A 9,523-nucleotide genomic window follows, 5' to 3' on the forward strand; every position below is an offset into this window, starting at 1 on the left:
ATCACAAGCCGATGGGTGAAAGTAGACCCTGATGATCTGTCGCTATCGGCAGCCGATCCGCCCGATAGGCCGATTGCGGCGCTGCGCGTTTCTTCGTGTCGCCCCTTCACGACGTTCTACAGTTCATCGGACATGATCCGTAGATCGGGCACGTCTTCTATTGCCCAGTCTTCGGGCGGGTTCAGTTGCGCCTGTCGTTTGCCGGTGTTTGGGTCTTTGACGAGACGCTGCCGGTTCCAAATCAACCGCCCGATATAGAGTTCGTTGTTCAAGATGCCGGTGCCACGCTGGTAGTTGCCGTAGATCGTCGATGATCCCCATGTGCCAAGGGTGCCGTGAATGCCCTCATTGTTCGGTTGAGCAGCGATGTTACGTGGGCTTTGCCCATGGCTGTAGTCCTGAAAGATACGTTGAACGATCTGGGCTTAGCTTTCATTGATCCGCCGTTCCCCTGTGGTGATAGACCCGTCTGCGTCCATATCTAGCGCAATGTCGTAGCCGTATGTGATACCACCGGTTGATTTACCTTTACGCACACGTCCTTCAAGGTCGCGATGGGTCTTTTGAGCCAGGTCTTTCAGGACCAGGCTGCTCATAGTGCCTTTGAGACCGATATGCAGTTCAGAAATTTCCCCCTCTGCCACGGTTACAATCGGGATGCCCTGAAACCGCATCTGTGTGAAAAAGGCCGCGATATGTTCCTGATCCCGGCTTAAGCGGTCGAGACCTTCGGCTACGACGACTTCGAAATTATCAAGCCGGGCGTCTTCCAAAAGCCGTTGATAGCCAGAGCGAAGATGAGATGCTCCGCTCAGTCCTCGGTCGGAAAAGGTCTGGGCCTCCTGCCAACCATTGCTATTGATCAAGCGCAGGCACAGCCGATGCTGGTCCTCAACGGAGGCGTCACTTTGAAGATCGGTGGAGTAGCCGGCGTGGATAGCGGTGCGCATGGGTCGGGCCGTTCGGCCTTAGGAGCTGGCTGGCCCAACCCATTATAGGCATGGATTGGGCCGTGTTTTGTACTTTCGATTGCAACCCGTTGCAATGAAAGATGCTTCGGTCATAGGTATTTGGCCGAACCGACGAGCGGCTTTTGGGTGCGATAACTTGCCGTTTGCGACCCAAGGTCTTCATCTTTGCCTGCAGGAGAGATTGGTAGTCGTCACAGGCTTATAGTCCGATGGCACGATTGTAATGCTTCTGAGACATGTCCAGCGTGGCATGTCCGAGGATATCCCGGATGATGTTGACATGTTCCGGGTCTGTCTCTGCGATGCTGGTCGCCGCAATGTGCCGAAAATTGTGTGTGCGCAACTTAACGCCCAGCAAGCGTTTTGCCGCTTTAGGCAGCTCACGAGACAGGCCATTGGCGATAATCGGGTCTCCATATTGGCTGATCCACAGCGCATTGGATGTCTTGGGTCCAACCAGGATCGGACGATAGATCCCCAGATAAGACACCATCGGTTGCACCAGTAATATGGGTAGAGGAAACCAGCGCTCTTTTTTGTCTTTGGTTTCCTCAGCCGAAAGATGAACTTCGAAAGCATCAGGGCTTGTATCGTGCGTACCCAAAGTCCATATACACACGGCTTACGTTTTTCTTTTTCGACCTGCTGTCTCCTCAATTCGGCGTTCAGTCTCTCGATTCAGACCGACCACGCCGAGTCGCCGCAATGATGCGGGCGACAAGCATTAGGAGACTTCCACCTTGGCAAATGGCACAGTCAAATGGTTCAACTCAACCAAAGGTTTTGGCTTTATCGAGCCTGAAGATGGGAAGCGCGACGTGTTCGTGCATATTTCCGCACTTGAGCGTTCCGGCATTAGCGAATTGAAGGACGGCCAGAAGGTTACCTTCGACGTCGAAGCTGGCCGTGACGGACGCGACAGCGCTTCCAACCTGGCACTCGCATAGCCTGCTACGGGCATCCTTCTGGGGTGCCCGGTTGCTCAGAGGGTTCGCAAGAGCCGTTGGAGAACAAGTCAGTGCAACAGCAGGAATTGACCCGGGCGCTCGTTCAATACCGCGTACCCGATACGAAGCGTAGTGTTTTTGAACTGACAATTACTGTTATCCCTTTTTTCGCGCTATGGGGCGCAGCGTGGTTTGCGCTTTCCCTTGGTGTCTGGGTCGCTATTCCACTGGCAATCCTTAACGCTGCATTTCTGGTGCGTCTCTTCATCATCATGCATGATTGTGGTCACGGATCATTTTTTAAAAACCGTACCGTTTGCAATTGGACAGGTCGGGTCTTGGGTGTTCTCGCCCTCACACCTTATGACGTCTGGCGGCAAAGCCACGCGATTCACCACGCCTCAACCGGCAACCTTGATCGGCGCGGGATGGGCGATATCCCTACGTTAACTGTAGAGGAATATCTGAAGCGAAAGTGGGTCGGGCGTGCCGCTTACAGGTTAATCCGGAACCCCTTCTTCCTGTTCTGTATCGTGCCTGTCTACACGTTCTTTCTGCAAAATCGCTTACCCTTTGGTTTCATGCGGTCAGGCTGGCTGTATTGGGCAAGCGCAATGGGAACAAACGCCGCGATTGCGGTGGTCCTGGCCCTGATTTTTTGGACCGGAGGCCTGGATGTGCTGGTTTATGTATTCCTGCCGACCATGATCATCGCCGCCTCGATTGGTATTTGGCTTTTCTATATTCAACACCAGTTTGAACACACGACATGGGAACGGGAAGAAGAGTGGAACCTTCAGGACGCCGCATTCTATGGAAGTTCTCATTATGCCTTACCAGGCATCCTGCTTTGGTTCTCTGCAAATATTGGCGTGCACCATGTTCACCACCTTGCCAGCCGCATACCGTTTTATCGGCTAAACGAAGTTTTGCGGGACCATTCCGAGTTGGAAAATTGCCAACGTATTACTCTATATGAGAGCCTTCACTGTGCACGATTGCATCTTTGGGACGAAAAAAGCCAGCGCCTGCTGACATTTTCCGAGGCTTTGTCGAACGCCAATTCCAATAGGCATTTAGTGTAGCCTGGCGCGTACCAGATAGGCTTCGACTGTATCACCGCCCAAGGCACGAATGGCCTCTAACCGGTGAAGGCCTTCAATCAGCACGAATCTCTTGTTGTCCGAGCGTATCTGGATCGGGGTCTTCTGGCCGTTTTTCAAAATATCTTCGGCCAGCGTCAGAACTTTTTGTTGATCAAGCGTTTTTGCCCGTTTCACAGGTACATAAATCAGGTCGAGCGGATATGGTCGTTTCTCCAACATAAGCTACGTGACCAACCTTTCGTACATTTGTTCCGATTTAGAGCTCACTTCAAAAGCGGGGGGCTGGAACGTGCGTCATAGAACCGAACGAACAGCGTCGCGCAGTTCCTGATGCATAATCCAAGTTGCGGGCTCGTCGTCACTTTCGATGTGAGAAAATGCCAGAACCTGTGCGGCTCCATCATTCTGTGCCGATCCGGCTTCGGGAAGATCCAGCTCCAGATATTCCGCAATCAATAGCCCGATTTTCTTGAAGACCTTGATAGAGGCTTCGCGCGATTTGTAACCGGCCGCCTGAGACAAGTTACCAATGGTCAGACCGTCCTTACCCGCGATTGTAAGTGCTTTCAGCAACCTGACCTGCGCAGGGGTGAGCCTGATCTGGCGCAATGCCTCGGCATATTCTCTTTCACTGGGAACGAGGGTTCCGGAGTTTCCCTCCAAACGGCGTTGACCGCTACGCTTCCTGTCTCGTTCTTCGAGAATTTCTTTCAAGGCTTCTATAGCCAATGCTGGTGTTTCTCCAACTGCATCGGCAATCATTGTCTGCGTTTTTGCCGGCGGTTTGGGAAATGCCCGTGCAACACTATCGCCGCTCAGAACGCCGGCCTTGATCAAGTACTTTCCAAACTCTTCCTCAATCACTCCTGATACGTCAGCGTTCCGCGACTTACGAACACTGCGGTCCTGAAATGCTCGTTGTTCCAGACCTCGAGCTGACATCTTTGAACCGGAAAGGGTAATTTGAGGGGTATTTTTGCGCATCAGAGAAACACCACTACAACTATCGCTGCGACAAACACCGCCGATGCAATAGATATCTTTATCCCATTGGACCGGCGACGCGCCTTTTCAGCCTTGATGCTCTTGCCCAGGTTTTCATCAATCGAGTCATTGTTCACGGCTTTGTCCTTCCTAATTTCTCATGCGGCATAGGTTTCCACCAACGCATTGTTATGGCACATTTTCCGTGCACGTATCGTTCTGTCTTGTGAATGGACGATTACATTCCCAACCGTCACCTCTTCGGTTCAAATGAGCGTTGGAAGGAACTTGAATCTTATCGCACCTGTTCCGGTTTGCGTGAAAACCACGTTCGCATTTCCATCCGGAAAAAGTCTCAGGGGCGAGATATGCATCCTGTGGAATTGCCACTGGTTCACAGCTGCTCTCCGCCGCCCTGTAACCTCTGAGGCACACCCATCCATCCGAGCTTCTTTTGTCGCTCAGACGACCGTTTTTTGGGACATCTATTGCAACACAATTCTGGTTCTCTTTACGAAATCCCCAGTTGCAGTGTATTTCCTGCACGCCAAACCGAGTTTCGACGTACCCATTTTGGGGCGAAATCACTTCTTCACACTCTTCTCCGGCACGCTGGAACAGCCGATTGCACGTCCACTGATCCCCGGTTGATGCCAGGTAGGCATTTTCAGGAACTCTTATTTTCTCACAGAGTTCTCCGATATTCTGAAAACCGTGATTGCATTCCCACCCGCGGCCATAGGAGCTACCCGTTAAATATGCGTTTTGGGGTACGTCTGGACTTTGGCAGGATCCGTTTCTGTTTTCGAAACCTTCGTCACAAACCGATGCACTGGCATTGCCTGCGACTTGGGCAGCAAGCTGCGTTCCTGAGAGCGACACCAAAAGTGTCGAGATCAAACAAAGTATGTAGCGCGTAAACCCAATGAGTGACTGATCCAAACGGAGCCAGAGACCTGATCTATCGGGCATCAAACACGCAATTCATGTGCCAAGTGCTGTTCATGCGGCGCCTTCTTTCCTTGGTCACGCGATGACAGGTGCATGTCCGGTGACAGTTGCAAATGCTTGCGAGGAACGAGCTCATAGCGAAGACCCCAGCGAAACCCGTTCCTATGCTGGGGCACATGCTACAGTTAGTCTGAAGGCCATTGGTTTATCGTAACCGGCAGCATCGCGGCGACGAGATACTTTCACCAATACACTTTTGTGGTTCGTGGCAGCGATAGAGTCAAGGAACTTTCCTTCGTCGCCGTGGCAGCGCCGCTAGGGCTGGTAGTATTTGAAACTGCAGGTGACCAAGTTGCCAAACAAGCCTCCGAAAGAAATTAACTGGCACCGGTCTGACGTTGTAGAGATTTCGGACTGGACCAACAGCGAATACCAACTTTGTCTCGCGTCGCCCTTATCGGGCCTGAGCGCCGCGAAAGTGCTGTACGTGATCAAGGTTTCCAGGTGTCTATAGATGATTGGCCAGACGTCATCAGGAGCAGTGCAGCGACAAAAGTGCCGCATGCCGCGCGATGCTCAAATTACAGCAATGCACATGAAGCGGGCATGGTACAGTCGCTGAGCTTCGGTCTCAATGACATTGTGAGAAACACTATTGGCCGAAATTTGAATTCAAACTCCTAACTTGGTGGTTTCCAATTGGCTTGTCTCATGGCGTAACTGAGGTCTTTGCCGTATTTCGAATCTACAAATAGCTCCTCAAAGAGCGCATCCACGCGACTGTCAGGCCACTCGCGTGACAGTTGCTCAGATAGAGTTTGAGCTTCCGCCTTATTCCCCAACATCTGATGTGACGCAATAAGGTAAGCAACGGTTACTGATCCCACAGGGCCGCCTTTTTCAGCTACGCTTTCAAAGGCTGACACAGCGCCTTCATAGTCCTTCATATGGAACTTTGCTGACCCCATCGCGTTCTGAAAAACATAACCCTGCTCTAGCTCGATTTTTGAGAGTGCGTCCTCGCTAATTTCTACGACTTGTTCAAACGAACCGGAATAGAGCAGGACCAGCGACACGAACTCCAAAACATGTACATCGTGTGGTGCCAAACGCCGTGCTCTTTGCGCAAATTCTATGGCTTCAAGCCAGTTTCCCTTGGCAAATTTGACCCAAGCCATTGCGGCTTGGCTCCACCCCGCTTCCGGAGCCAATTCGATGGCCCTGTTGGCCTGAGTGTCCGCGTAGTTCAACATGTGCTGAGCTAGGTCGACGTCGGATGTCAGCACTGCAATTGTGGCGGCGACTTGTGCAGCGCCTGCATGGCCGCCGAAATAGCTGTCGTCGTTTTCGATTGCTCCCTGGAATATGGTTAAGGCCGCGTCAAGACGCGCAGGTTCCAAGGCCGGAAAGATCAGGTCCCGACCAGTATGGGCCAGATTTACAGCCTGAAGACGCATTGGGGATACATCAAAAATGGCGCTGCGCTCATCACGGCTCAGCCCATCGACCGATAAGTCAGTTGGAACATCCTGCTTTGTCGAGCTCACCCAAAAAGCAATCGCACAACAGCCTAGAATTGTGATCCCGACAATCCTAACAGCTGGCCGTGCCAATGCACGAGCACTGGCTTCCAGCTCGGAGAAGTGGGGGTGAGCCGTTTCGGAGCCGCTCCTCGTAATCCGAGGTGCGTAACCACCCTTTGGCAGTTCAAACACCGTTTTTTCCTCGTGCCCATCTGCAGCGTAATATTCGGCAAGCTTGCGGCGCAGGCGCCCAGCGTCCACTCGCACCACATTTTCACGGCGCGCCATCTCGGACATTGATCCGCCATAGACATCCATTGCAATCGTCTTGGCGCGAATTTCATCGGCCCTTCCATTGAGAGACTCCTCGACCACATACGCAAGAAAGTCCTGTAGTCGCTGTGACCCCTCGAAGGTTGAGGACCTCATAAGCCGCTGAAGTGCAGCCCGCACATCTTTGGCGGCAGGCACTTCACGTTCGTTCGCGATTACTGATGCGCTTTCAGATAATTCCATTTTTTCAGAAAGAAACGCCCCTCATTACACCGTATTATGCCCCGATAAACCTATTGTGAGAAGTGAATTCGTTTTTCTAATCGAAATTATGCTGATCCATCGAATGCGACATACAAGTGAAGAGTGACGCCGTTGATAGTCTGTTTCCCAACCATCAGGCCGCGATTGCGGACCTAAGGCGGGCGGACACCGTTTTCGATGAAATCTGCCAAGACTATCAGCTTCTCAGTGACGAGTACCTCTCCGTGAACACTGAGCCGGGGAGTCAGTCGTTCCCGATTGCCTGCGACATACGCGAGTCTTTGGATGGTCTTCGGGATGAAATTGCCCGGTCACTGCTCCGGGCAGGAAAGATGTAGCTCACAGTAGGGAAGGGATACCGATGAGATTTATTTTGAAACAAGCCTCGGCGTTAGTGCTGATGGCCGGTGCGAGCTATGCTCAAGAAGCGCCCATCATACACGACGGCGAGTTCGAGTTTCTCCGCGCGCAGTTCGCAGAGCAATGGGATGCTCAGGATGCGGAGATAGAAGTTAAGCTTGCCGAGATCCGTGACGCGAATGAAGGGCAACCACCCAACATCCTCTACATTCTGATTGACGATGTGAGTTTCGGTCAAATGGGCAACCGGACGATGAACTACGTCACCGGTTTCGATACGCCCAACATCAATGACTTTGCCACGGAAGGCATGTCTTTGATGAGAATGTACACTGAGCCATCTTGCACACCGACCCGAACGGCGATGTTGACCGGTCGCCACCCGGTGCGTGCAGGCGTCGAAGAGGTCAAAGTTGCGTTGGTTGGCGAAGGCCTTGCGGCCGAAGAAGTTACCATTGCCGAGATACTGAAGGAAAAAGGTTACAACACTGTGCACGTTGGGAAATGGCATCAAGGTGATATTGAGCAGGCCTATCCGCACAACCAAGGGTTTGATTGGGCCGCATTCCCCTTGCATCAGCAGGTTCAGCTCAGCCTGATGACACGGGATGCTATGGTTGCCAACAACATGCTTGGTTTCCATTCATCCGGTCAGTCCAACCAGTTCCAGTTGGATGAGCGATTCAAGCCCTATGGTCTGGTAACTGGCGTTGAAGGGGAAGCTGGCGGCCTTGCTCGTGAAGTCGACATGGCACCGGGCGAAGAATGGACCCAAGCGAAATACGAGGAAATGAACTTGCGCTATCAGCGTCAAGCATTGGAGCAGCTAGAGCGGCTGGCTTCGCAGGACGAGCCATTCTTTATGCAATACTGGCCACTCTATCCGCTGAACTTTGTTTATCCTGAGCAGGCCGTATCTCGCAATGGTGGTTTTCATGCAGACAAATTGCAAGTTTTGGACGGTTGGATCGGCGACGTTCTGGCCAAACTGGATGAAACCGGCAAGGCAGACAATACCGTCGTCATGATCATGGCCGACAATGGTTTGATGTACCACTACGAAGGTACATCCGGCCTGAACCAGCTGATATATCGCGGCGGAAAGACACAGCACCTTGAAGGCGGAGTGCGAACCGATGCATTTATCCGCTGGCCCGGCGCCATTGAGGCGGGCAGCGCGGCAGGTGACATCGTGCACGTATCTGACCTGTTCACCACCTTCGCCCGTATAGCAGGTGCGACTGACCGTATTCCACGGGACCGTGTGATTGATGGCATCGACCAGACGGCATTGTTGCTTGAGGGAGAAGGCAATTCGCGCCGTGACTGCGTCTACGTGTACGAAGGGCCTGTTTTGCGCTCAGTTGTGAAGCAAGAGTTCAAGATGCATTTGCCGGCCCCCGGCCAGCCCGGCGCTGCGGCCCCCGTTTTCAATGTCTATCGAGACCCACGTGAAGAACATCCGCTTGTCGGGTACTCACTATGGTCCGGTGCATCTTTCCAAGACATGGTGAAGCGCCATCAGAAAACTATAGCAAAGCACCCGCATCTGCCACTGGGAAAGGGCGTTCCGTATGAGGGGATCGAGAACCTTCGTCCTGAAAGCGAACTGACCCGAGAAGTCTTCTCCAGTTGGCAATGATGAATGTAGACGGCGGCGCAAACCCGTCGCCGTCTAACCAGACCATTCAATTTCTCTCAGGCATATGATGCCACGCATCTTCCTGTGTTTTGTTCCCCTGATCTCTGCGCTGCTCGTGGTGGGCTATGCAGCCGAAGCTGAGGAAAACGCGTCAATTCCATTGGCTGTGGTGAACAACACCGACATTCGATATCAGTATTTTGATTTGGGAGGGGGTACAGACCTTCAGGATGCCTTTGTCGATGGTGCATACATGCTGCGCCCTGATCTAAAACTAAAATACGAGCTCCACTACAATTCAACGAATGCGACTGGCAAAAGGTTCAACGGGTTCGAAAAGACCAGCTTCAAGCTGATCTACTTTCCCTCATAGAAACCCTTGACTGACACCTGGAGCAAAAAAAATCCGCACTTGGTTTGGAGTGGATCCTCCCCCAATGAAGTGGTCCGCCGTTATGTTTAGGAAAACGGAGGATCAGAATGGCAACGAAGAGACACAAGC

The 9,523-nt window shown here is 52.4% G+C and carries 11 protein-coding genes; 4 read left to right on the plus strand and 7 right to left on the minus strand.

Annotated features, from left to right (window positions below):
* Positions 1-116 precede the first annotated feature (116 nt).
* The 3 genes from AC2FNL_RS16185 to AC2FNL_RS16195 all read right to left on the minus strand — a co-directional run bounded on the left by AC2FNL_RS16185 (position 117) and on the right by AC2FNL_RS16195 (position 1,575).
* A complete protein-coding gene (locus AC2FNL_RS16185; RefSeq protein ID WP_496834316.1) occupies positions 117-419 on the minus strand; it encodes a recombinase family protein in 303 nt (100 codons plus the stop codon).
* Between the two features lie 6 nt (positions 420-425).
* On the minus strand, positions 426-950 hold the full coding sequence (locus AC2FNL_RS16190; RefSeq protein ID WP_496834308.1) for a recombinase family protein: 525 nt from the start codon (positions 948-950) through the stop codon (positions 426-428).
* 220 nt (positions 951-1,170) lie between these two features.
* Positions 1,171-1,575, minus strand: coding sequence for a tyrosine-type recombinase/integrase (locus AC2FNL_RS16195; RefSeq protein ID WP_496834309.1), 405 nt, complete (start codon positions 1,573-1,575; stop codon positions 1,171-1,173).
* Positions 1,576-1,711: 136 nt separating this feature from the next.
* Here AC2FNL_RS16195 and AC2FNL_RS16200 point away from each other — a divergent pair, with 136 nt between their 5' ends.
* Positions 1,712-1,918 carry a cold-shock protein gene (locus tag AC2FNL_RS16200; protein ID WP_171634728.1) on the plus strand — a complete coding sequence of 69 codons (207 nt, stop codon included), beginning with the start codon at positions 1,712-1,714 and terminating at the stop codon, positions 1,916-1,918.
* 71 nt (positions 1,919-1,989) lie between these two features.
* The gene (locus tag AC2FNL_RS16205; RefSeq protein ID WP_496834311.1) at positions 1,990-3,003 is read left to right on the plus strand and encodes a fatty acid desaturase; all 1,014 of its coding nucleotides are present in this window, start codon (positions 1,990-1,992) and stop codon (positions 3,001-3,003) included.
* On the opposite strand, the gene AC2FNL_RS16210 is transcribed toward AC2FNL_RS16205, so the two are convergent.
* From AC2FNL_RS16210 to AC2FNL_RS16225, 4 genes are all read right to left on the minus strand, one after another.
* Positions 2,995-3,243 (minus strand): ParB N-terminal domain-containing protein, encoded by a 249-nt coding sequence (locus AC2FNL_RS16210; RefSeq protein WP_039524390.1) that lies wholly within the window; start codon positions 3,241-3,243, stop codon positions 2,995-2,997. The genes AC2FNL_RS16205 and AC2FNL_RS16210 overlap by 9 nt on opposite strands.
* Positions 3,244-3,318: 75 nt before the next feature.
* Positions 3,319-4,008 carry a hypothetical protein gene (locus AC2FNL_RS16215; protein WP_170343548.1) on the minus strand — a complete coding sequence of 230 codons (690 nt, stop codon included), beginning with the start codon at positions 4,006-4,008 and terminating at the stop codon, positions 3,319-3,321.
* A complete protein-coding gene (locus tag AC2FNL_RS16220; protein ID WP_170337404.1) occupies positions 4,008-4,145 on the minus strand; it encodes a hypothetical protein in 138 nt (45 codons plus the stop codon). Before AC2FNL_RS16220 ends, AC2FNL_RS16215 begins: the two co-directional genes overlap by 1 nt.
* Positions 4,146-5,639: 1,494 nt before the next feature.
* Complete coding sequence (locus AC2FNL_RS16225) at positions 5,640-6,998, minus strand: tetratricopeptide repeat protein (RefSeq protein ID WP_496834312.1); 1,359 nt, start codon at positions 6,996-6,998, stop codon at positions 5,640-5,642.
* 382 nt (positions 6,999-7,380) lie between these two features.
* On the opposite strand from AC2FNL_RS16225, the gene AC2FNL_RS16230 reads away from it, so the two are divergent.
* Complete coding sequence (locus AC2FNL_RS16230; protein ID WP_496834313.1) at positions 7,381-9,021, plus strand: sulfatase-like hydrolase/transferase; 1,641 nt, start codon at positions 7,381-7,383, stop codon at positions 9,019-9,021.
* Between the two features lie 67 nt (positions 9,022-9,088).
* Positions 9,089-9,394: a hypothetical protein gene (locus AC2FNL_RS16235; protein ID WP_496834315.1), complete on the plus strand. Its 306-nt coding sequence runs from the start codon at positions 9,089-9,091 to the stop codon at positions 9,392-9,394.
* The last annotated feature ends 129 nt before the right edge of the window (positions 9,395-9,523 follow it).

The sequence above is a fragment of the Ruegeria sp. CRTD044 genome (assembly GCF_059613485.1).